We start from the raw sequence: 21,205 nt of genomic DNA on the forward strand, positions 1-21,205 counted from the left end.
AGACCTCTGGAGAATACGCATGACCCTTTCTCATCACGTCGCGGTTATTACCAGCGATGAACAAGCCCTCATTGTCGCCAGCGACCTGGCCGAAGACTTCCGCCGCGACAGCGCCTTGCGTGACCGTGAACGCCGCCTGCCCTTGCCTGAGCTGGACGTGTTTTCCCGCTCCGGCCTGTGGGGCATCAGCGTACCCAAGGAGTTCGGCGGTGCCGGCGTTTCCAACGTCACCCTGGCCAAGGTCACGGCACTGATTGCCCAGGCGGATGCGTCCCTGGGGCAGATCCCGCAAAACCATTTTTATGCCCTCGAAGTGCTGCGGGTGAACGGCAGCCCGGCGCAGCAAAAACGCCTGTACGCCGAAGTGCTCGCCGGCCAGCGCTTCGGCAATGCGCTGGCAGAACTGGGCACCAAGACCGCCCACGACCGCATCACCAAGATCACCCGCGACGGTGACGGTTTCCGTATCACCGGCCGCAAGTTCTACTCGACCGGCGCGATCTACGCCCAACGTATTCCCACTTCCGTGGTGGACGAAAACGGTGTGCAGCAACTGGCCTTTGTCACCCGTGACAGCGAGGGCCTGAGCGTGATCGACGACTGGAGCGGCTTCGGCCAGCGCACCACCGGCAGCGGTTCGGTGGTGTTCGATAACGTGTGGGTCGCGGCCCAGGACGTGATCCCGTTCCAGAGTGCCTTCGAACGCCCGACCACTGTCGGCCCGCTGGCGCAGATCCTTCACGCCGCCATCGACACCGGTATCGCCCGCGCTGCCTATGAGGATGCGCTGCACTTCGTGCGCACCAAGACCCGGCCGTGGATCGACGCCACCAGCGACAAGGCCACCGAAGATCCGCTGACCCTGAAAAGCTTCGGCCACTTGAGCATCCGCCTGCACGCCACCGAAGCCCTGCTGGAACGCTCAGGCGAATTCCTCGACCGCGCCCAGGCCGACAGCAATGCCGACACCGTCGCGGCCGCATCCATCGCGGTCGCCGAAGTGCGCGCCCTCAGCACCGAGATTTCCCTGGCGGCCGGCAGTACCCTGTTCGAACTTGCCGGAAGCCAGGCGACCCTCGCCGAACACGGCCTGGACCGCCACTGGCGCAACGCCCGGGTACACACCCTGCACGACCCGGTGCGCTGGAAGTACTTTGCTGTGGGCAATTACTACCTCAACGATGAAAACCCGCCACTGCGGGGGACTATCTGATGGCGAAGAAAAAGATCCTGCTCAATGCCTTCAACATGAACTGCATCGGGCACATCAACCACGGCCTGTGGACCCATCCACGGGACAACTCGACCCAGTACAAAACCATCGAGTACTGGACCGAACTGGCGCAATTGCTGGAACGCGGACTGTTCGACGGGCTGTTCATCGCCGACATCGTCGGCGTGTATGACGTCTACCAGAACTCGGTGGACGTGCCGCTCAAGGAAGCGATCCAGCTGCCGCTCAACGACCCGTTGCTGCTGGTCTCGGCCATGGCGGCGGTGACCAAAAACCTTGGCTTCGGCCTGACCGCCAACCTCACCTACGAACCGCCGTATCTGTTCGCCCGGCGCATGTCGACCCTCGACCACCTGAGCCGTGGCCGGGTGGGCTGGAACATCGTCACCGGCTACCTCGACAGCGCCGCCAAGGCCATGGGCCTGACCGAGCAGGTCGAGCACGACCGGCGCTACGACCAGGCCGACGAATACCTGGAGGTGCTCTACAAACTCTGGGAAGGCAGCTGGGAAAACGACGCGGTGATCAACGATCCGCAGGCGCGGGTGTATGCCCAGCCGGAAAAAGTGCACAAGGTCGAGCACAAGGGCGAGTTCTATCAGGTGGAGGGTTATCACCTGTGCGAGCCGTCGCCGCAACGCACGCCAGTGCTGTTCCAGGCGGGCAGCTCCGACCGTGGACTGCTGTTTGCCGGGCGTCACGCCGAGTGCGTGTTCATCAGCGGGCAGAACAAGGCCTCGACCAAGATCCAGGTGGACAAGGTGCGCGCCAGCGCCGTGGAAGCCGGGCGCAACCCGGACGATATCAAGGTGTTCATGGGCCTGAACGTGATTGTCGGCGCCACCGAAGAAGCTGCGTGGGCCAAGCACGCCGAGTACCTGAGCTACGCCAGTGCGGAAGCCGGCGTGGCGCATTTCTCGGCATCCACGGCGATTGATTTTTCACAGTACGAAATCGACGAACCGATCCAGTACGTGAAGAGCAACGCCATCCAGTCCGCGACCAAGAACCTGCAGAACAATGACTGGACCCGGCGCAAGTTGCTTGAGCAGCACGCCCTGGGCGGGCGCTACATCACCCTGGTGGGTTCGCCGGCACAGGTGGCGGATGAACTTGAGTCATGGATCAGCGAAACCGGCCTGGATGGCTTCAACCTGACGCGCATCGTCACCCCGGAAAGCTACGTCGACTTCATCGAACTGGTGGTGCCGGAGCTGCAGCGCCGGGGCTCGTACAAGACCGCGTATGAGACCGGGACGTTGCGGGAGAAAGTCTTCCACCACTCGGCGCACCTGCCTGAACAACACACCGGCTCCACCTACCGCCACTGAACCAAAATGTGGGAGCGGGCTTGCTCGCGAAAGCGCTGTATCAGTCGCCGGATGCATTCACTGACACACCGCTTTCGCGAGCAAGCCCGCTCCCACAGTTGACCGAGTTGTTTGCACTCACACCTTATGACTGGAAATCCACTATGAAAAAAACATTGCTCAGCCACCCAGTCAAAGCACTGGCTCTCGCCCTCGGATTGTTCAGCTCGGCGGTATTCGCCGCTGACGCACCGTTGAAAGTCGGCACCACCGCCGCCTTCGCCATTCCCCTGGAAGCCGCCGTCGAAGAGGCCGGCAAACAGGGTTTGAAAGTCGAACTGGTGGAATTCACCGACTGGATCGCACCCAACGTCAGCCTGGCAGCCGGCGATATCGACGTGAACTACTTCCAGCACATCCCGTTTTTGGAAAACGCCAAGGCCGCTGCAGGCTTTGACCTGGTGCCGTACGCGCCGGGCATCATCAATAACGTCGGGCTGTATTCGAAGAAGTACAAAAGCATCAACGACCTGCCCCAGGGCGCCAGCGTGGCGATTGCCAACGACCCGATCAACAGTGGTCGCGGCCTGCAACTGCTGGCCAAGGCCGGCTTGATCACGCTCAAGCCGGGCGTGGGCTACAAGGCCACTGAAGAAGACATCGTCACCAACCCGAAGAAGATCAAGATCCTGCAAGTGGAGGCGGTGCAACTGGTGCGCGCTTATGACGACGCCGACCTGGTGCAGGGCTACCCGGCGTATATCCGCCTGTCCAAGACCTTCGATGCCGAGTCGGCGCTGCTGTTCGACGGCCTCGACCATCCGGAATACGTGATCCAGTTCGTGGTCCAGCCCAAGAGCAAAACCGACCCGCGGGTGATCAAGTTCGTCGACATCTACCAGCACTCGCCGGTGGTGCGCGCCGCGTTGGATAAATCCCTTGGCAAGCTCTACCAAGTGGGCTGGGAAGATAAAAAATGACCGCCGCCCACTCTCAACTGCGCGACCTGGGCCTGCCGCCCAGGGACGCCGAGCAGACAGAACTGCACCCGGACCTGAACCGCGCGCACGTGCGCTTTATCAACCTGGGCAAGACCTATGACGGCCAATCCGTGCCCGCCCTGCAAGGCATCGACCTGGCGATCCAGCGCGGCGAAGTCTTCGGCATCATCGGCCGCAGCGGCGCCGGCAAGTCGTCGCTGATCCGCACCATCAACCGCCTGGAGCAACCGAGCAGCGGCCGGGTATTGATTGACCAGGTGGACATCGGCGACTTCGACGAAGACCGCCTGGTCGCCCTGCGCCGACGCATCGGCATGATCTTCCAGCACTTCAACCTGATGTCGGCCAAGACCGTGTGGCAGAACGTCGAACTGCCGTTGAAAGTCGCAGGCGTGCCCAAGGAGCAGCGCGAGAAGAAGGTGCGTGAACTGCTGGAATTGGTCGGCTTGCAGGATAAGCACAAGGCTTACCCGGCGCAGCTGTCCGGCGGGCAGAAACAGCGGGTGGGCATCGCCCGCTCACTGGTGCATGACCCACAGATTCTGTTGTGCGACGAAGCCACTTCAGCGCTCGACCCTGAGACCACGCAATCCATCCTCGGCCTGCTGCAGGAGATCAACAAACGCCTGGGCTTGACCATCGTGCTGATCACCCACGAAATGGCCGTGATTCGCGAAATCTGCGACCGCGTGGTGGTGCTGGAACACGGCCATGTGGTCGAGCAAGGTCCGGTGTGGGAAGTGTTCGGCAACCCGCAGCATGAGGTCAGTAAAACCCTGCTGGCGCCGCTGCAACATGGCCTGCCTGAAGAGTTGCAAAGCCGCCTGCAGGCCAATCCGACCTCAAAGGACGCCGCCGTGGTGCTGCGCTTGCAACTGACTGGCAGTGCCGAAGACGAACCCGATCTTGCTGCGTTGTTCAGCGCCCTCGGCGGGCGCGTGCGCTTGCTGCAAGGCGGTGTGGAACGCATCCAGGGCCACGCCTTGGGGCAATTGCTGCTGGCGGTGAGCGGCTCGTCCCTGACCGCCGAAGAACTGCGCAGCCGCGCCGGGCGCTGGGCACAACAGGTGGAGGTGCTGGGCTATGTGGTTTGATCGTTTATTGCAGGGCGCCATCGACACACTGTTGATGGTCGGAGTGTCGTCGTTGATTGCATTGCTGGTGGGGATTCCGCTGGCGGTGTTCCTGGTGACCAGCGACAAGGGCGGCATCTATCAGGCGCCTGCCTTGAATCGGGTGCTGGGGGCGTTCGTTAACCTGTTCCGCTCGATCCCGTTTTTGATTTTGATGGTGGCGCTGATTCCGTTCACCCGGTTGATCGTCGGCACCACCTATGGCGTGTGGGCGGCGGTGGTGCCGTTGACCATCGCGGCCACGCCGTTCTTCGCGCGGATCGCCGAAGTCAGCTTGCGCGAAGTCGACCACGGCTTGATCGAGGCGGCGCAGGCCATGGGTTGCCGGCGCTGGCATATCGTCTGGCATGTGCTGCTGCCGGAGGCGCTGCCGGGGATTGTCGGCGGGTTCACGATTACCCTGGTGACGATGATCAACTCCTCGGCCATGGCCGGGGCAATTGGCGCCGGTGGGCTGGGGGATATTGCCTATCGCTATGGCTATCAGCGTTTTGACACGCAGATCATGCTCACCGTGATTGTGCTGCTGGTGATCCTGGTAGCCGTGATTCAGTTGGGCGGCGATCGGTTGGCCAGGGTTCTGAACAAGAGGTGAGGTATAGTCGGGCCATCTCAGCGCCCGGTATAACCTGCCATGAAACTTGCCCCCGACGACCTCGACCAGATCACCTCCACCACCCTTGGCCACTACAACAAAGTGGCCGAGGATTTTCGTGAAGGCACCCGCGATCACGATGTGAGCCAGAACATTGATGCGTTGCTGCGGCATATCCAGGGCGACGCACCGTTTACCGTGCTGGATTTCGGCTGCGGGCCGGGGCGGGATTTGCAGACGTTTACCCGCATGGGCCACATCGCGGTGGGGCTCGATGGTTCGGAGCGCTTTGCACAGATGGCCCGGGAAGACAGCGGCTGTGAAGTGCTGCAACAGGACTTCCTGAAGCTGGATTTGCCGGCCGGCCGTTTCGACGGGATCTTCGCCAATGCGGTGCTGTTTCATATTCCCAAGCAGGAATTGCCGCGCATTCTTGGGCAGTTGCATGGGGCGTTGAAGGTCGGTGGAGTGTTGTTCAGCTCAAACCCTCGGGGTGAAAACCAGGAGGGCTGGAATGGGCCGCGGTATGGCTCGTATCACGACTTGCAGGCCTGGCAGGAATTGCTGACGGCTGCGGGGTTTATGGAGTTGGAGCATTACTACCGGCCAGCGGGATTGCCTCGGGAACAACAGCCGTGGCTGGCAAGTGTGTGGCGCAAGCTGTAGGTCTTTGTTGTTTGGGCTTACGCCTTCGCGAGCAAGCCCGCTCCCACATTTTGGAATGCATTCCCCTGTGGGAGCGGGCTTGCTCGCGAAGGACTCACAGCCGCCACTCATCCACCTGATACACCACAGCCTGGGCGCCAGGCACAAAAGCCGTAATACGCCCCTCAGCAAAATTCGCCACCAACCGCGTTCCATCGGCAAACGTGGTCTGCTGCACCTGTTTATCTTCCGTCAGCCAGCGAAAATCGGTCATCGCCTGAGTCGCCAACCGCTCATGCAGCGGCCGGAAGAACGCGTCCTGGCGCTGAATCACCGGCAAGCGCTGCTTCACCGTCGCCGCACTCAGGTGATACAGCGGCGGCACGTTGTAGAGCAGTTGCGTCAGCTCGCTTTCGGCCCGCACGTTGCTCAGTTTCAGGCTGTCGAACAGCCAATGGTGGGTGGTGATCACCGAGCCATGGAACACCGCCTGATACAGCGGCAGGCGCATCGTCGGGTCAAAGTAGACCGTGCGAAACGGCTCTTTCAACGGCACCGACTTGAAGAACACCGCCGGCTGTTCCGGCGGGTACCAAGCCCCGACGTAATACGGCGACTGCTTGTCCTTGGTCATCTCACGATCACCCCAGCCCAGCACCGGCGTTTGCATGCCGTGGGCAAACAGGATGCCTCGGGCGGTGATCGCGTTGCCGTCCTCGGAACCTGCCGGCAACTTCAGCGCCGTATTGATCCAGCGGGCCGCATCGATATTGCCTTCGGCATTTTGTGCCTGGGTCATGCTCGCACCCGTGCGATAGCTGTCGAACAACATACTGGTGGCATAGGCGTCGAGGAACCAGGCGTTGAACCCGGACTTGGCCTGCACCGCCTTGATCCGCGCCTCCAGCAACGGCCGCACGCAGCGCGGGTCGGTGTAGTGGCCGGACTTCTGGAAGCCTGTCTTGAGCTGGCCGCCCTTCAACACGATCGCGCACTCGCCATAGGCCTTGCTGCCCAGGTGCGCGGTGGTCCAGTCGGGATTTTCAGTGGCCGACAGTGCCGTTTCATAAGAGTCGTAGGGCGCCATCAGGTAACCGGCGTCGACCCCGGTCTTCACCGCCTCAGGATGCCACAGCCCGCCTTCCCAGCCTTCGCCCTGGGTCACCAGCAGGCGCTTGAGACCGGCGCCTTTCAGCGCGTTGGTGACGGACAAGGTGTTGCCCCAAGTCTCAGGCGTGGCGCTCAAGGCACCCGCAAAAGCCACGGCCAACTCGCGACGCAACGCACCATAGCCATCAGCGAGTTGGGTCATATTCGGCTCGGTGGAGGGCTGCCAGCTTTGCCGGGCCTTTGTGTTGATCGCCGCGTTCAGGCCGCGCAGCAGGACAGCCTGCTCATACGGTTGCTTGACCTGCCGAACCTGCGCAGCCTCTTTGTCCAGCAAGCCATTCAATTCAGCCGCCAAGCCTTTGCCGCTGCGTAGCAGCTTGAGCAGTTGCGGCCAGTCGCGCACATCCCCCGGAGCCAGCAGATCATTGCCCCACAGGTAGATATGGCTGGCGCCCAGCAGCTTTTCCGCTTCCGGGGTTTGCCGCAACTTGTCCGCCAACGGTTCAAACAGCCCCTGCTCCACCAGCCACTGGTGATAACGCTTGGCGCCGGCCAGCGGGTCGCTTTCGCCCAGGTGCAACAGAACGGTCATCGGTGCCGCGGGGTCCAGCGTGGTGAATTCATGGAAGGCGGACAACGCCAGTCCTTTGCCGTCGGCCTGCCAGTGCAGACGGTTGTTGTAAGGATTGGTCATCAGCCAGTTGAGGGTAAACGCGCCGTGATCCACGCCCCACAGCGGCAAGCTGAGGTCCTGGGTGGTGTTGACGTCGCCCTGTTCCAGCAGGAAGTCCTGCCACACACCATTGCCCGCCGGCACGTAATGCCCTTCGGCCAGGGGCCAGATCAGGCCCTTGCCCATGGCGCTGGCGGGTTGGCGCAGGATCGCCAACTCACCGGCATCACGGGCGGTAATCGTCAGGGCAAGATCCCGTTGCTCGAGGGTGGCGCTCAGGCGATAGGCGCCATCGTCCCATTGCCAACTGGCCTGACGGGTGCTTTGGGAGAGCTGGTTGACCCTGTGCGCAGGGCCTCCGCTTGAAGCCTGCACGGCGGTCTTGTCGCTGGGGAAAACGTGGATCGCAAGGGTCGCCGGGTCGATCTCAACCCGCCACAGGGCGTTCTCCAGCACCGTGCCGGCAAGGGCCACGGGCGACAGTAACAAGCTACAAACCAGCAGGAAACAACGCATGGGGCAGGCCTTGGCAAAAGGATCAGGCCCGGAGGGTAAAACAATTGATCGGGTGTGAAGGGCAAAAAAATGTTTCAGGGAACATTCCCACGTCCGTGTAGGAATGTCACCGCTGTGGCTGTCAGGCTTGTTCTTTCTTCGGCTCGCGAATCTTGTACCAGGCCACATACAGCGCCGGCAGGAACAGCAGCGTCAGCAAGGTGGCGATGATGATCCCGCCGATCATCGCGTAGGCCATCGGGCCCCAGAACACTTCACGGGCGATAGGGATCATGCCCAGGCTGGCCGCTGCTGCGGTCAGCAGGATCGGCCGGCGCCGGTGTTCGGTGGCTTCCACCACCGCGTCCCACGGCGTGTAGCCGTCGCGCTCGTAGGCGTCGATCTGCGTCACCAGGATCACCGAGTTACGGATGATGATGCCGATCAGCGCAAGGATCCCGAGAATCGCCACAAAGCCCATGGGCGTGCCCGTGGGAATCAGCGCCAACACCACGCCAATCAGCCCCAGCGGCGCCACGCTGGCCACCAGGAACATCTTCTGCACGCTGTGCAGCTGGATCATCAGGAAGGTCGCCATCAGGAACAACATCAACGGCACTACCCTGGCAATCGGGCCCTGGGCCTTGCCGCTTTCTTCCACGGTGCCGCCGGTGGCGACCTTGTAGCCCACCGGCAACCCAGCACTGAACTTGTCGATGTCCGGCTTGAGCTGTTTCACCAGGTCGGTCGGCTGCATGTCGTCGCGCACCGCCGCCTTGATGGTGATGGTCGGCTTGCGGTCGCGACGCCATACCAACGGCTGTTCCAGCTCATAACGCACGGTGGCAAACGCCAGCAGCGGAATCGAGGTGCCGTTGGGCGTGACGATCTGCAGGTTCTGCAAGGTTTCCGGCGTACCGCGTTCGGCATCTTCGGCGCGGCCGACCACGTTGATCAGGTAGATATCGTCATGCACCTGGGTCACCGACGCACCGCTGACCACGCTGTTCATCAACTGCGCCACGTCTTCCGACGACAGCCCCAGTTGCCGCGCCTTGTCCTGGGCGATGTCCACCCGCAGGACTTTGCCAGGCTCGTTCCAGTCGTAGATGATCTCGCCCATGTGGGTATTTTTATCAAGCATGGTCGCCAGTTCGATCGCGTGTTTGCGCACCTGGTCGATGTCCTTGCCAGACACCCGGTACTGGATCGGACGCCCCACCGGCGGGCCCATTTCCAGTGGCTGCACGAAGCTGCCCACGCCGACAAAATCTTCCCGCAGGCGTTTTTGCAGGCGCGCAATCAAGGCGCCGCGCTCTTCCAGGCCCTTGCTGACGATCACCAGTTGCGCGTAGTACGGGTTCTCCAGTTGCTGGTCCAGCGGCAGGTAGAAACGGATCGCGCCCTGGCCGATGTAGGTGCTCCAGCGGGCGATGTCCGGGTCGTCCTTGATGATCGCCTCAAGACGGTCGACGGCCTTGCGGGTCTCGTTGATCGAGGCGTTTTGCGGCAGGTTGAGGTCGACGAGAATTTCCGGACGGTCCGAGGACGGGAAAAACTGGTTCTGCACAAACTGCATGGAAAACACCGACGCCACAAACAACAGCACCGTAATGCCGATGGCCCACCAGCGATTGCGCATGGCCCAGAGCATGCCGCCATTGAACGCCCGGCCCACCCGGCCGGGCTCGGCATTGTGGGGTTTTACCTTGCTGCTGAGGATGTGCACGCCCAGCACCGGCGCGAACAATACCGCGACCACCCACGACACCAGCATCGCCACGGCAATCACCGCGAACAGCGTGAAGGTGTACTCCCCCGCCGAACTGGCGTTGAGGCCAATCGGCACAAACCCGGCGACGGTCACCAGCGTGCCGGTCAACATCGGGAACGCGGTGGAGGTGTAGGCGAACGTCGCCGCCTGCTCCTTGGTCTCGCCTTTTTCCAGGCGCGTGATCATCATCTCCACGGTGATCATCGCGTCGTCCACCAACAGGCCGAGGGCGATGATCAACGCGCCCAGCGACACCCGCTGCATGGTGATGCCGCTGTACTCCATGAACACGAACACCAGCGCCAGCACCAGCGGGATCGAGCACGCCACCACCAACCCGGCACGCACGCCGAGGCTGATAAAGCTCACCACCAGCACGATGATCACCGCCTCGAACAACGCGCTGGTAAAGCCGCCAACGGCCTCCTCCACCACTTCGGCCTGGTCGGAAACCTTGTGCACGCCCACACCCACCGGCAGGTCGGCGGTCAGGTCGTCCATGCGTTTGTGCAGGGCCTTGCCGAAATCCTGGATGTTGCCGCCCTTCTGCATGGCGATGGCCAAGCCGATGGCGGGTTTGCCGTTGAAGCGGAACATCGGCGTCGACGGGTCGACATAGCCACGGGTGATTTCCGCCACGTCGGCCAGCCGATAGAAACGGTCATTGAGCCGCAGGTTGACGTTGGCCAGGTCCTTCTCCGAGGCGAACTGCCCGGAGGTGCGCACCGAAATCCGCTCCGGCCCGGCCTCGATCACCCCAGCCGGGGTCACGGCGTTCTGCGATTGCAGGCTCTGCACCACCTGGCGCTGATCGATCCCCAGCGCTGCGAGTTTGCGAGTGGAGAAATTCAGGTAAATCACTTCGTCCTGCTGGCCGATCATCTCGACCTTGCCCAGCCCCGGTACCGAACGAATTTCGGCGCGCACCTGCTCCACGTAATCGCGCAGCTGGCGCATCGACAGGCCGTCGGCGGTAAACGCGTACACCGAGCCGAACACATCCCCGAACTCGTCGTTGAACGCCGGCCCCTGCAAGCCTTGGGGGAAGCTGCCGCGAATATCGTCGATCTTCTTGCGGACCTGGTACCAGATTTGCGGGATGTCCTTGGCGCTGGTGGTGTCCCGCAGGAACACGAACACCGTGGACTCGCCGGGCCGGGTGTAGCTCTTCACGTAGTCGAGGGAGTCCAGCTCTTCGAGTTTTTTCTCGATGCGGTCGGTGACCTGCTTGAGGGTTTCTTCCTGGGTCGCGCCCGGCCAGCGGGTCTGGATCACCATGGTCTTGATGGTGAACGACGGGTCTTCCTCGCGACCGAGGTTCATGTACGAGAACACGCCCATCAGCAGCGCGACGAACATCAGGTACCAGACGAAGGACTGATGCTTGAGGGCCCAGTCGGATAAGTTGAAGCTCCCTTTCATCGCGGGCTGTCCTCGTCGATTTTGACTTTTTGCCCGGGCTTCAGGCTGTTCACGCCGGCACTCACCACCCGCTCGCCGGGTTTGACGCCGGCGTTGAGCAAGGCGCTGTCGGCGTCACGGCTGACGATGCTGACGTCACGGGGCTGTACGGTCTGGCTTTGGGTGTCGATGACCCAGATGCGGGTCTTGCCGTCGGCTTCCTGCAAGGCGCTGAGGGGCAGTTCGATACGCGGCGCGATGGCTGAACTCAGGGTCACGCTGATGGCGGTGCCGAGGCGAAACGCGGGCGGCGTTTCGGCCAGGGTCAGGCGGGCGCGACGGGTGCGCGTGGCGCTTTGGGCCTGGGGTTCGATCTCGCGCACGGTGGCGGTGGTGCTGACCGTGGGGTCCATCTGCCCGGCGACCAGGAACACCACATCCGGCGGCAGGCGCTCGGCGAGGCCGGCGGGCAAGTCGATGACGGCTTCCTTGATGTCCGGTCGTGCCAGGGTCACCACTTGCTGCCCGGCGCTGACCACCTGGCCGGCCTCGGCATTCCAGGCGGTGACGATGCCTGCATGGTCGGTGCGCAGTTCGGCGTAGTTGAGCTGGTCCTTGGCCTGGTTGACCGAGGCCCTGGCCTGATCCAGGGAAGCCTGGGTGGTTTTCAAGTCGGTCTGGGCGATGTCCAGTTGGGCCTGGGCGCCGACGCCACGGCTGAACAGTTCCTGCTGGCGGCGGGCATTGGCCTGGGCGTTGATCCACTGTGCCTGGACCCGGGCCAGGTCGCCCTGGGCGGCGCGCAACTGGTTCTGTTGATCGGTGGGGTCGAGCACGGCCAACAACGCGCCCTGCTGCACTTCAGCGCCCACGTCGACCGCGCGCCGGGCGATACGGCCTGGCACACGGAAACCGAGATTGCTTTCGTAGCGGGCCTGGATCGTGCCGGCGAAGCGGCCGAGGTTTTCCTGGTCCTCGGCTTTCACTTCAATCGACAGCACCGGGCGCACCGGTTCCGGTGCCGGTTCTTCCTTGGAACACGCCATCAACAGCAGGCTGGCGGCGAGCACACACGTCAACTGCTTCATGGCTGCACTCCCTGGGCCTGGGCCTGATCCGGCGGCTGGGCGATTTCCACGATCATGCCGGGGTGCAGCAATTGCCCGCCGGCCACCACGACTTTTTCGCCACCCTTGAGGCCGTCGCTGATGATCACCTTGCCGGTCAGGTAACGCGCGACCGTGACCTTGTGCAGTTGCGCCTTGCCGTCGTCGTCCACCAGCCAGACAGCCGGCGCACTGATGTCTTTGGTCAAGGCAGCCCACGGCAATTCGATGCTGGCCTTGGCCGGCCCGTTGGCGGTGGCGCTGACCACCGAACCCAGTTGCATGCCCTTGGGCAGTGCGTCGAGGGCGATTTTGACTTGCACCGTGCCGGTATTGGCGGCAACGGCCGGGGTGACTTCGCGCACCTTGCCCACGGCGGTGATCTGCGGGTTTTCCAGCAGGCTGACGGTAATCGGTTTGTCCGGCGGCGGCTCTACCAGCAGTGACTCATAGACGTTGAACACCGCGTCGCGCTCGCCATCCCGGGCCAGGCTGAAAATCGGCACGGTGGCCTGCACCACCTGGCCCACCTCGGCCTGGCGGGCGGTGATGATGCCCGGCGCGTCGGCGACCAGCGAGGTGTAGCCCAACTGCTCGCGGGCATTGGCCAACTGCGCCTGGGCCGCGGTCAGCGCGCTCTGGCTGCTGCGCAACGCGGCCTGGGCGGAGTCGTATTCGCTGCGGCTGGTGTAGCCCTTGGGCAAGAGTTTTTCCTGGCGCACAAACGCGGCGGCGGTCTGCTTGACCCGCGCCTGCTCGGCGACCACCTGGGCCTGGGCGGAGTCGACGTTGGTCTGCAAATCTTTCGGATCGAGCTTGGCCAGCACCTGCTTGGCGCTGACGCGGTCGCCGACATCCACCATGCGCTGGATGATCTTGCCGCCGACGCGGAACGACAGATCGGTCTGCACCCGCGCCTGGATATCGCCGGTCAAAGTCACGGCGGCGGCAAAGTCGGTGGACTTCACCGTCTGCACAAACACCCGGGAATGTTCCTTGGGTTCGGCTTTTTCCTGGCCGCAACCGCTCAGCAGCGCCAGCAGGCCAAGGCCGAGGATAAATGTGAGTTTGGGACCGCCCATGCAGGCTCCTTGCTTGATTGACGCGTCGGTGATTATGCGACTGTTAGCGTAGTTCAGGGTTCCGCGTCGTAGGCATTGACTTACAGGAAATCAGGACGCTCGCGACACATCTCCGCCAGCCGACGCAGGTAATATGCGGATCCACATAATCGCGAACATCCTCTCATGCTCAAAACCCTCGCGGTGGCCAATTACCGCTCGATCAACAAATTGGTGGTGCCGCTGGATCGGTTGAACCTGATCACCGGTCCCAATGGCAGCGGCAAGTCCAACCTGTACCGCGCCCTGCGGCTACTGGCGGAGACGGCCCAGGGCGGCGTAATCAACGCACTGGCCCGTGAAGGCGGGCTGGATTCGACCTTCTGGGCCGGGCCGGAAAGCATCAGTCGGCGCATGCTCAGTGGTGAAGTCCCGGTAGAGCCCATCGCGCGCCAGGGCGCCAAACGCCTGCGCCTGGGGTTTGCCGCAGAGGATTTCAGCTATGCGATTTCCCTGGGGTTGCCCGAGAAGACCTTGTCCTATTTTTCCCTGGACCCGGAGATCAAGAAAGAATGCATCTGGGCCGGCCACGTGTACCGTCCGGCGAGCCTGCTGGTGCAGCGCTCCGGCCCGATGGTACGTGCCCGCGATGGCCGCGCCTGGGATGTACTGGCCCAGCACACGCCGAACTACCACAGCCTGTTCGATCAGGTCGGCAGCCTGCGGGGTTCGCCGGAGGTGTTGCTGCTGCGCGAAAGCATTCGCGGCTGGCGCTTTTATGACCACTTTCGCAGCGACGTCGACGCCCCGGTGCGCCAGCCGCAACTGGGCACGCGTACGCCGGTGTTGCATCACGACGGTCGGGATTTGGCAGCGGCGTTGCAGACCATTCGCGAGATTGGCGACCCGGACGCCTTGCAGCGGGCGATCAGCGATGCGTTTCCCGGCGCGCGGTTGAATATCGAGCCATTGCAGGGCGGCCGTTTTGCCATCGAGTTTTATCAGGAAGGGTTGCTGCGGCCCTTGTCGGCAGCAGAGTTGTCGGACGGGACCTTGCGCTACTTGCTGCTGGTGGCGGCGCTGCTGACGCCGAGGCCACCGACGATGATGGTATTGAACGAACCGGAAACCAGCTTGCACCCGGATCTTTTGCCGGCGTTGGCGCGGCTGATCATTCAGGTGTCGCAGCAGTGTCAGGTGTGGGTGGTGTCCCATGCCAGCCGCTTGATTGCGGCGTTGCAGCAGGATGAAGGGTGTAATTCGATCGTGCTGGAGAAGGTGATGGGGCAGACGCAGGTGGTGGGGCAGCGGGTGCTGGATGAGCCGGCGTGGCATTGGCCCAGCTGATGATCGTTCCCACGCTCTGCGTGGGAACGCATCACGGGACGCTCCGCGTCCCAGCAGCAGACGCGGAGCGTCCAAGGCGGCATTCCCACGCGGAGCGTGGGAACGATCATTGACGGGTCAACCCTGCCACTTCCCGCCTTCAACAATCACGCTTTCCGGCTTGGTGTCATCGCTCAGTTCCTTGCGAACATACTGGTCATACAGCTTGAGCAGATACTTCTCTTCGCCCAACTTCGCCAGCTCGGCATTCACCCAATCCCGCAATTCGATGTTGCCCTTCTTCACCGCCGGCGCAATCGGCGCTTCATCCCCCAGTTTCTGCTCCAGCACGCGATAGCCCGGGTTCTGCTTGGCCCAGCTGAACAACACCAGGTTGTCCTGGGCATAGGCATCACCACGGCCCGCCGACAACGCTTGCAGCGACTCGGAATTTTTCTCGAACTTCAGCAGTTTCCAGTCCGGGTGGTTCTTGGTCAGCCAGATATCCGCGGTGGTGCCGGTGGTGACGATGGTGGTGCGGGTCGCCAGGTCGTCCAGGCTCTTCACCGAGCTGTCCTGCGGCACCAGGGCCTGCACCGCGACTTTCAGGTTCGGGTTGGTGAAGTCCACCGCTTCCTTGCGCTCCGGCGTCACCGTCATGTTGGCGAGGATCAGGTCGACCTTGTCGCTTTGCAGGAACGGAATGCGGCTCGCCGGCTCTACGGCGACGAATTCAACCTTGTTCTCGTCGCCCAGCAGGTCCTTGGCGAAACGGCGGCCGATGTCGGTATCGAAGCCGACATAACGGCCGGACTCATCCACGAAACCAAACGGCGGCTTGTCGGTGAATACGCCGACGATCAGCTTGTCCCGCGCCTTGATCTTGTCGATGTAGCTCACCGCAGCGGGTGCCGGGGTGGCAGCGGCAGCCGTCTTGGCGGGCTCTTCGGATTTATTGCAGCCGGCCAGCAAAGCGAGGCCGAACAGGGGGAATAACAACTTGGCAGTTTTCATGACAGCTCCAGTTCCTTGGTTCTTTTGGGCAGTGTTGAAACGAAGGAGAACTTCTCCAGGAACTGCTGCGCGCGTGCGGTTTGCGGGTTCGTAAAGAATGCCTCGGGGGTGTTTTGTTCGAGGATGCGGCCGGCCTCCATGAACACCACGCGGTCGGCGACGGCGCGGGCGAAGGCCATTTCATGGGTGACGATCAGCAGCGTCATGCCGTCCCGGGCCAGGCCCTGGATCACTTCCAGTACTTCCTTGACCATCTCCGGGTCGAGGGCGGCGGTGACTTCGTCAAACAGCATGACCTGCGGGTTCATGCACAACGAGCGGACGATGGCGATGCGTTGCTGCTGGCCGCCCGACAGCTGGCGCGGGTAGGCGTCGCGTTTGTCGGAGAGGCCCACCCGTTCCAGCAGTTTTTCAGCCTGGGCCCGGGCTTCGCGGGGTTCGCGTTTTTGCACTTTCAGCGGGCCGAGCAGGAGGTTGTCGAGCACGCTCATGTGCGGGAACAGGTGATAACTCTGGAACACCATGCCCACGTCCTGGCGCACCTGGCGCCAGTCGGTGGCCTTGTCCAGCAGCTCCTTGCCGGCAAAACGCAGGCTGCCGCTGTGGGCCACTTCCAGGCCATTGAGGCACCGCAGCAAGGTGCTTTTGCCGCAACCGCTGGGGCCGAGGATCACCACCACTTCGCCGCTTTGCACACTCAGGTCGATGCCGTCGAGCACCTGCTGGTCGCCGAAAAACTTGTTGAAACCCTGGAACTCGATCAATGCGCTCATGCTTGGGCCCAGCGCCGTTCCAGCACCTTGGAGGCGGCCGACAACGGGTAGCAGATAAAGAAGAAAAACAGGAACAGCGCGCCGTAGATCAACACCGACTCGTAGGTGCGCTCGATGATTTGCTGGCCGACCTTGATCACGTCCACCACACCGATCAGCACCGCCAGGGAGCTGGTCTTGATGATGCGGGTGTAGACGTTGATGGTCGGCGGGGTCATGCGTTTCAGGGCCTGGGGCAACAGCACGTAGCCGTACAGTTGCGGGTCCGACAGGCCAATCGACAGGCCGGCTTCACGCTGGCCACGGGGCAACGAATGCAACGCACCGCGCACCACTTCGCCGACTTCACTGGCACCCCACAGCGACAACACCAGCACGGCGCACCAGAAGCTCGGAATGCTCAGGCCAAAGAAAATCGGCAGGCCGAAGAACAGCAAGTACAACCACACCAACACCGGAATGGCGCGGAACAGCTCCAGGTAAATCCGCAGCACCAGGTTGATCGCTTTCGAATTCAACGTGCGCAGTACGCCATACACCACGCCGCCGACGGTGCTGAAGGCGATGCTCAAGAACGAGATCGACAGGGTTTGCGCCGCGCCCTTGCCCAGTTGCGGCAAGGACACCCAGAGTAATTCAAGACCCGAACTGGCCATGCTGGAGCCTCCTTTCAAGGCGGCTGAGCAGCAGCGACAGCGGCAGGAATAACAGCACGCAGATCAACGTGAGCACCGCGAGCATTTCGTAGGTTTTGTAGTAGAGGGCGATATAGCTTTTGGTGGTGTAGAGAATCTCCGGCACCGCCACCGCCGACACGATCGTGGTTTCCTTGAGCAGGAAAATAAAGTTCGCAAACAGCGCCGGCAGGCTGAGGATCCCGGCCTGGGGCAGGATCACATGGCGCAGCAGTTGCCAGTGGGACAGCCCGATGGACTTGCCCGATTCGATCTGTGCCAGCGGCACCGCCTCGACACCGGCGCGCAACACTTCCGTGAGGTAGGCGCCGCCGAGAAAGGTCATGGTGATGATTGCCGCCCAGAACCCGGAGATATTCAGCCCCAGGGCCGGCAACGCGAAATAGACGAAAAACAGTTGGATCAGCAGCGGTGTGTTGCGCGCCAACTCCACGTACAGCGCCACCAGGCGCCACACGTAGGGCGTGCGAAACACCAGCAGCGCGGCGTTGATCAAGGCCACCAGCATGGAGGTGCCAATGGCGATCAGGCCGACTTGCAGGGTAACGCCCACGGCCTTGAGAAACGCCGGCAGCGTGCTGAGGATAAATGCGTAATCGAAGGTCATCTGAAATCCCTGACGCCGCAGGGGTAAAGCGGCGTTGGTGCGGTCCGGTCCAGCGTGGGTAACGCCGGGTAACGCCGACTTTAAAGGTATAAAAAGCAAAATTTAAATACCGAAATAGCATATTGATATCACCCAAATAGATAACCTGCGGATTCGCGGTGCAGATGGATGACAGCTACTGTTCCCGGGGAAGTAGGAAGGGTCTTTTTATCGGAGCTGCACTTCAGGGATAGGCAGCGCGTGGCCAGACTGACGGCCAACCAACAGGCGAGGGAATGAGCGATGAACGAGGCAAAACCGATTGATCCGCAGGAACTGGTGAAGTGGCTGGTGGCGCTACGCAGGGCCATTAACAGTCGAAATATCTGAGCTGACACAGTCCCAAATGTGGGAGCGGGCTTGCTCGCTCCCACATTTCGATTGTGTTCCAGCCATAAAAAACGCCGACGCTGTAGAAGCCGTCGGCGTTTAAACCTTGAAGGAGGTTTTTGGGTTCGATCAGAACGCCGGCACGACCGCGCCGTTGTATTTCTTCTCGATGAAAGCTTTCACTTCAGGGCTGGTCAGGGCTTTGGCCAGCTTCTGGATCGCGTCGCTGTCCTTGTTGTCCGGGCGGGCAACCAGGAAGTTCACGTACGGCGACTTGGCGTCTTCGATGATCAACGCGTCCTTGGCCGGGTTCAGGCCGGCTTCCAGGGCGTAGTTGGTGTTGATCAGGTCCAGGTCAACCTGGTCCAGGACGCGTGGCAGCAGCGCCGATTCCAGCTCTTTGAATTTCAGGTGTTTCGGGTTGCTGGCGATGTCTTTCGGCGTGGCCAGGGCGTTGGTCGGGTCTTTCAGAGTGATCACGCCAGCCTTTTGCAGCAGCAGCAGGGCACGGCCGGAGTTGCTGCCTTCGTTCGGGATCGCCACGGTGGCGCCATCTTTGAGCTCAGAGATGTTTTTGATCTTTTTCGAGTAGCCGCCGAAGGGTTCAACGTGCACACCCACTACGGTGACCAGGTTGGTGCCTTTACCCTTGTTGAAGTTTTCCAGGTACGGCAGGGTCTGGAAGTAGTTGGCGTCCAGACGCTTCTCGGCCACCTGTACGTTCGGTTGTACGTAGTCGGTGAAGACTTTGATTTCCAGGTCCACGCCTTCTTTGGCCAGGGTCGGCTTGACCAGCTCAAGGATCTCGGCGTGCGGGATCGGGGTAGCGGCTACCACCAGTTTCTCGTTGGCCTGGGCGAAGCTTGCGGTCAGGGCAGCCGCCAGTGCGGTAAACAACAGAACCTTTTTCATGCAGTGTCCTTATCGAAAATCCGGGTCGTCTGGGACGGCCGCTTTTTTAGTGGATGCCAGCGAAGTGCTATCGCGGCGTGGAGCGGACAATACCGAGGTTTTTTATTCCAGAACAATACTTTTTATTCACTTTGATATTCCATTTTGTTCATGCAGGAGCCCGGCTTACCGGCGATGGCGGTCTTGAGCCTTGCGATGCTCCTGAGGACGCCATCGCCGGCAAGCCGGGCTCCTACAAAACAGCGTGTTCTTTCAGATAGCTTTTCAGGGCTTCAACCTCGGCGGCGCTGGCGTGGCCAAGAATTCGCCGCACCTGCTCCACAGGCGAACCCGCCACGGGCAGGTTCAAATGCTCAGGCAGAATCTCGTCGCCACTGCTGACCAGCAAGGCAAAGTGAATCACGTTCTCCAACTCCCGGGTGTTGCCCGGCCAGCTGTGATGCTCCAGCACGCGCTGGGCTTCGTCGCTGATCAGCGGCACCGGCAGGTCGAGGCGCTGGCTGTAGATGCCGAGGAAATATTCGGCCAGTGACAGGATGTCGCCCACCCGCTCGCGCAGTGCGGGCAGCTCCAGTTGGCCTTCGCTGAGGTAATGGAACAGGCGCTCATGAAACTTGCCGGCCGCCACGGCCTGGGCGAGGTCGATGCTGGTGGCCGCCACCAGCCGCACATCCACCGGGCTTGGCTGATGGGCGCCGACGCGAGTGACTTCGTGGTTTTCCAGCGCCGCCAGCAGCTTGACCTGGATTGGCAGCGGCAAGTCGCCGATTTCATCCAGGTACAACGTGCCGCCGTTGGCCGAGCCAAACCAGCCGGCGCGGCTGCTGGCTGCGCCGCTGTGGCTGCCTGCGGCGTAGCCGAACAGTTCGGCGTCGGCGTATGTCGGGCTGATGGCGCCGCAATTCACCGAGACAAACAGGCCGGTGCGGTCGCTGCCACGGTGGATATGCCGGGCGAGCAACTCCTTGCCGCTGCCGGTTTCGCCGCGGATCAACACGGGCAAGGCACGGGGGGCGAGGTTTTCGAGGTCTTCGCGCAGTTGCCGCGAACGCGGGTCGACAAACACCAGCGCCTTGGCACGAATGCTCAGGGGGCTTTTTTCGGCGTCGGGGAAGGTCAGCAGGGGCTGACCGAAGGTTTCATGCAGGCTCATGGCAGGCTCCCGCCCCATCCACGAAGGGGAAGGGGCGTTTAAAAAATTTTATGCACGGCGCCGGGAGTGATGTTCCAGGCGATTTTGCAGACGATAGAGGTAGGCGAAACCCTGTTCCCAGCGTTGATGGCCGGACTTCACGTTGATGTGCCCGGCGCCCGCGAGAATTCCCGCTTCGGCGCCCCAGTTACGTGCCAGTTCCAAGGCGCGGGTGGCGCTGACGGCGCTGTCGTTGTCGGAGCTGACGACCTGGCTTGGGAAGGGCAACAGGTGGCTGGGGATTGGCGCAAAGTTACGCAGGGCGGGTGCGCAGGCAGGGCGTTCGACATCGGCCGGGGCCACCAGCAGGGCGCCGCGTACCTGACGCAGGAATTGCACCGGTGCGGTGGCCGCCCAATGGGCGACGGTGATGCAGCCCAGGCTGTGGGCGATCAAAATCACCGGGGTGCTGTCGGCGGCGATGGCTTCGGCCAGGGCTGCCACCCAGTCTTCGCGGCGTGGGGTGAGCCAGTCGGCCTGCTCCACGCGCGCGCTGTTGGGCAGGCTGTTCTGCCAATGACTTTGCCAATGATCTTCTGGCGATCCTTGCCAGCCCGGCACGATCAGATAACGAATCGACTCGCTGTGCATGGGTGTGCCCTCCTGCAGCGTTTAACGTTGTGGGTCAGTATAGGCACGGGGTATATATTCGTTAAGGAATAAGAAGCTATTTATTAATAACCAAAAATCGAGTGTTAAAAGCCAAATCAAAAACCAGAGCGAAAGCAGAGCTGCTTTTCTGTGGGAGCTGGCTTGCCTGCGATGCAGACAACTCGGTA

General features: G+C 62.0%; 18 protein-coding genes. 7 read left to right on the forward strand and 11 right to left on the reverse strand.

The window, feature by feature from the left end:
- The first annotated feature begins 19 nt into the window (after positions 1–19).
- The 6 genes from A462_RS14195 to A462_RS14170 all read left to right on the forward strand — a co-directional run bounded on the left by A462_RS14195 (position 20) and on the right by A462_RS14170 (position 5,939).
- Positions 20–1,213 carry an SfnB family sulfur acquisition oxidoreductase gene (locus A462_RS14195; protein ID WP_008435819.1) on the forward strand — a complete coding sequence of 398 codons (1,194 nt, stop codon included), beginning with the start codon at positions 20–22 and terminating at the stop codon, positions 1,211–1,213.
- Entirely contained in the window at positions 1,213–2,565 is a 1,353-nt protein-coding gene (locus A462_RS14190; protein ID WP_008435821.1) for an LLM class flavin-dependent oxidoreductase, read from the forward strand. The genes A462_RS14195 and A462_RS14190 overlap by 1 nt, the downstream gene beginning before the upstream one ends.
- Positions 2,566–2,708: 143 nt before the next feature.
- Positions 2,709–3,524 (forward strand): MetQ/NlpA family ABC transporter substrate-binding protein, encoded by an 816-nt coding sequence (locus tag A462_RS14185; RefSeq protein WP_003211844.1) that lies wholly within the window; start codon positions 2,709–2,711, stop codon positions 3,522–3,524.
- Positions 3,521–4,639 carry a methionine ABC transporter ATP-binding protein gene (locus tag A462_RS14180; RefSeq protein ID WP_008435822.1) on the forward strand — a complete coding sequence of 373 codons (1,119 nt, stop codon included), beginning with the start codon at positions 3,521–3,523 and terminating at the stop codon, positions 4,637–4,639. Before A462_RS14185 ends, A462_RS14180 begins: the two co-directional genes overlap by 4 nt.
- On the forward strand, positions 4,629–5,273 hold the full coding sequence (locus A462_RS14175) for a methionine ABC transporter permease (RefSeq protein ID WP_003211840.1): 645 nt from the start codon (positions 4,629–4,631) through the stop codon (positions 5,271–5,273). The genes A462_RS14180 and A462_RS14175 overlap by 11 nt, the downstream gene beginning before the upstream one ends.
- A 39-nt stretch (positions 5,274–5,312) precedes the next feature.
- Positions 5,313–5,939, forward strand: a complete 627-nt coding sequence (locus tag A462_RS14170; RefSeq protein WP_008435824.1) for a class I SAM-dependent methyltransferase — start codon at positions 5,313–5,315, stop codon at positions 5,937–5,939.
- Between the two features lie 94 nt (positions 5,940–6,033).
- Here the strand turns inward: A462_RS14170 and A462_RS14165 are convergent, their stop codons facing one another.
- The 4 genes from A462_RS14165 to A462_RS14150 form a co-directional block, all read right to left on the reverse strand.
- Positions 6,034–8,217 carry a glycoside hydrolase gene (locus A462_RS14165; protein ID WP_008435825.1) on the reverse strand — a complete coding sequence of 728 codons (2,184 nt, stop codon included), beginning with the start codon at positions 8,215–8,217 and terminating at the stop codon, positions 6,034–6,036.
- Between the two features lie 121 nt (positions 8,218–8,338).
- The gene (locus tag A462_RS14160) at positions 8,339–11,392 is read right to left on the reverse strand and encodes an efflux RND transporter permease subunit (RefSeq protein ID WP_003211834.1); all 3,054 of its coding nucleotides are present in this window, start codon (positions 11,390–11,392) and stop codon (positions 8,339–8,341) included.
- The gene (locus A462_RS14155) at positions 11,389–12,459 is read right to left on the reverse strand and encodes an efflux RND transporter periplasmic adaptor subunit (protein ID WP_008435826.1); all 1,071 of its coding nucleotides are present in this window, start codon (positions 12,457–12,459) and stop codon (positions 11,389–11,391) included. Before A462_RS14155 ends, A462_RS14160 begins: the two co-directional genes overlap by 4 nt.
- A complete protein-coding gene (locus A462_RS14150) occupies positions 12,456–13,559 on the reverse strand; it encodes an efflux RND transporter periplasmic adaptor subunit (RefSeq protein ID WP_003211832.1) in 1,104 nt (367 codons plus the stop codon). Before A462_RS14150 ends, A462_RS14155 begins: the two co-directional genes overlap by 4 nt.
- A gap of 165 nt (positions 13,560–13,724) precedes the next feature.
- On the opposite strand from A462_RS14150, the gene A462_RS14145 reads away from it, so the two are divergent.
- On the forward strand, positions 13,725–14,885 hold the full coding sequence (locus A462_RS14145) for an AAA family ATPase (RefSeq protein ID WP_008435827.1): 1,161 nt from the start codon (positions 13,725–13,727) through the stop codon (positions 14,883–14,885).
- Between the two features lie 117 nt (positions 14,886–15,002).
- On the opposite strand, the gene A462_RS14140 is transcribed toward A462_RS14145, so the two are convergent.
- The 7 genes from A462_RS14140 to A462_RS14110 form a co-directional block, all read right to left on the reverse strand.
- The gene (locus A462_RS14140; RefSeq protein WP_008435828.1) at positions 15,003–15,878 is read right to left on the reverse strand and encodes a transporter substrate-binding domain-containing protein; all 876 of its coding nucleotides are present in this window, start codon (positions 15,876–15,878) and stop codon (positions 15,003–15,005) included.
- A complete protein-coding gene (locus tag A462_RS14135; protein WP_003211829.1) occupies positions 15,875–16,651 on the reverse strand; it encodes an amino acid ABC transporter ATP-binding protein in 777 nt (258 codons plus the stop codon). The genes A462_RS14140 and A462_RS14135 overlap by 4 nt, the downstream gene beginning before the upstream one ends.
- A complete protein-coding gene (locus A462_RS14130) occupies positions 16,648–17,307 on the reverse strand; it encodes an amino acid ABC transporter permease (RefSeq protein ID WP_008435829.1) in 660 nt (219 codons plus the stop codon). Before A462_RS14130 ends, A462_RS14135 begins: the two co-directional genes overlap by 4 nt.
- Positions 17,288–17,953, reverse strand: a complete 666-nt coding sequence (locus tag A462_RS14125) for an amino acid ABC transporter permease (RefSeq protein WP_003211825.1) — start codon at positions 17,951–17,953, stop codon at positions 17,288–17,290. The genes A462_RS14130 and A462_RS14125 overlap by 20 nt, the downstream gene beginning before the upstream one ends.
- A gap of 498 nt (positions 17,954–18,451) precedes the next feature.
- The gene (locus A462_RS14120; protein ID WP_003211822.1) at positions 18,452–19,234 is read right to left on the reverse strand and encodes a MetQ/NlpA family ABC transporter substrate-binding protein; all 783 of its coding nucleotides are present in this window, start codon (positions 19,232–19,234) and stop codon (positions 18,452–18,454) included.
- Between the two features lie 232 nt (positions 19,235–19,466).
- Entirely contained in the window at positions 19,467–20,387 is a 921-nt protein-coding gene (locus A462_RS14115; RefSeq protein ID WP_003211821.1) for a sigma 54-interacting transcriptional regulator, read from the reverse strand.
- Positions 20,388–20,435: 48 nt separating this feature from the next.
- The gene (locus tag A462_RS14110) at positions 20,436–21,017 is read right to left on the reverse strand and encodes an alpha/beta hydrolase (protein ID WP_003211820.1); all 582 of its coding nucleotides are present in this window, start codon (positions 21,015–21,017) and stop codon (positions 20,436–20,438) included.
- Positions 21,018–21,205 lie beyond the last annotated feature (188 nt).

Origin of the sequence: Pseudomonas sp. Ag1 (assembly GCF_000278565.1) — a bacterium.
GTDB lineage: Bacteria > Pseudomonadota > Gammaproteobacteria > Pseudomonadales > Pseudomonadaceae > Aquipseudomonas.

What these genes read in the sequence shown, in the direction of transcription:
- A462_RS14195 (WP_008435819.1), top strand. Translation starts at nt 20, where the DNA reads ATGACCCTTTCTCATCACGTCGCGGTTATTACCAGCGATGAACAAGCC.
- A462_RS14190 (WP_008435821.1), top strand. Translation starts at nt 1,213, where the DNA reads ATGGCGAAGAAAAAGATCCTGCTCAATGCCTTCAACATGAACTGCATC.
- A462_RS14185 (WP_003211844.1), top strand. Translation starts at nt 2,709, where the DNA reads ATGAAAAAAACATTGCTCAGCCACCCAGTCAAAGCACTGGCTCTCGCC.
- A462_RS14180 (WP_008435822.1), top strand. Translation starts at nt 3,521, where the DNA reads ATGACCGCCGCCCACTCTCAACTGCGCGACCTGGGCCTGCCGCCCAGG.
- A462_RS14175 (WP_003211840.1), top strand. Translation starts at nt 4,629, where the DNA reads ATGTGGTTTGATCGTTTATTGCAGGGCGCCATCGACACACTGTTGATG.
- A462_RS14170 (WP_008435824.1), top strand. Translation starts at nt 5,313, where the DNA reads ATGAAACTTGCCCCCGACGACCTCGACCAGATCACCTCCACCACCCTT.
- A462_RS14165 (WP_008435825.1), bottom strand. Translation starts at nt 8,217, where the DNA reads ATGCGTTGTTTCCTGCTGGTTTGTAGCTTGTTACTGTCGCCCGTGGCC.
- A462_RS14160 (WP_003211834.1), bottom strand. Translation starts at nt 11,392, where the DNA reads ATGAAAGGGAGCTTCAACTTATCCGACTGGGCCCTCAAGCATCAGTCC.
- A462_RS14155 (WP_008435826.1), bottom strand. Translation starts at nt 12,459, where the DNA reads ATGAAGCAGTTGACGTGTGTGCTCGCCGCCAGCCTGCTGTTGATGGCG.
- A462_RS14150 (WP_003211832.1), bottom strand. Translation starts at nt 13,559, where the DNA reads ATGGGCGGTCCCAAACTCACATTTATCCTCGGCCTTGGCCTGCTGGCG.
- A462_RS14145 (WP_008435827.1), top strand. Translation starts at nt 13,725, where the DNA reads ATGCTCAAAACCCTCGCGGTGGCCAATTACCGCTCGATCAACAAATTG.
- A462_RS14140 (WP_008435828.1), bottom strand. Translation starts at nt 15,878, where the DNA reads ATGAAAACTGCCAAGTTGTTATTCCCCCTGTTCGGCCTCGCTTTGCTG.
- A462_RS14135 (WP_003211829.1), bottom strand. Translation starts at nt 16,651, where the DNA reads ATGAGCGCATTGATCGAGTTCCAGGGTTTCAACAAGTTTTTCGGCGAC.
- A462_RS14130 (WP_008435829.1), bottom strand. Translation starts at nt 17,307, where the DNA reads ATGGCCAGTTCGGGTCTTGAATTACTCTGGGTGTCCTTGCCGCAACTG.
- A462_RS14125 (WP_003211825.1), bottom strand. Translation starts at nt 17,953, where the DNA reads ATGACCTTCGATTACGCATTTATCCTCAGCACGCTGCCGGCGTTTCTC.
- A462_RS14120 (WP_003211822.1), bottom strand. Translation starts at nt 19,234, where the DNA reads ATGAAAAAGGTTCTGTTGTTTACCGCACTGGCGGCTGCCCTGACCGCA.
- A462_RS14115 (WP_003211821.1), bottom strand. Translation starts at nt 20,387, where the DNA reads ATGAGCCTGCATGAAACCTTCGGTCAGCCCCTGCTGACCTTCCCCGAC.
- A462_RS14110 (WP_003211820.1), bottom strand. Translation starts at nt 21,017, where the DNA reads ATGCACAGCGAGTCGATTCGTTATCTGATCGTGCCGGGCTGGCAAGGA.